Annotated in this window: 1 pseudogene; it reads right to left on the reverse strand. The window is 62.7% G+C overall.

Annotated elements, in window-relative coordinates:
* Positions 1-45: 45 nt before the first annotated feature.
* Positions 46-451 (reverse strand): annotated as a pseudogene (locus tag FY251_RS21330) (hypothetical protein); the annotation flags it as partial.

The raw sequence follows: 451 nt of genomic DNA on the forward strand, positions 1-451 counted from the left end.
GTCTGAGCCCAGAATCGAACGGTGGCTGAACTGCTGGCGGAACCCCTAGTTGGTCTCGACGAGACGCGCCGCGATCCGCTGTGCGCCGATGGTCGGCGCGACGTCCGGTTCGTCGGCGGCGATGACTTCGATGTCGCGGTTCAGCTCCGCACTGAGTCGCTCCTCGAACTCGTCGACGATGCCGGGGATACAGGCCATGCCGCCGGTGATGGCGATCGGCCGGTCCAGTGCTAGCTGGTACACCTTCATGTAGTCGTTCGCCAGCTCCGGCAAGAACGTGTTCGCCAGTTCGTCGACAGCATCGTCGAGGTACTCGTTGACCGCGTCCATCACCGAGCGCTCGATGGTGAACTCGTGTGAGCCGCCGCCGGGCTGCTGGATGATGTCCGTGAACGGCTCGAAATCGACGAAGTCGGCGTGTTCCTCCTTATATTCGCGGGCAGTCTGATTG

The organism is Haloferax sp. KTX1 (genome assembly GCF_902410085.1).
GTDB lineage: Archaea > Halobacteriota > Halobacteria > Halobacteriales > Haloferacaceae > Haloferax > Haloferax massiliensis.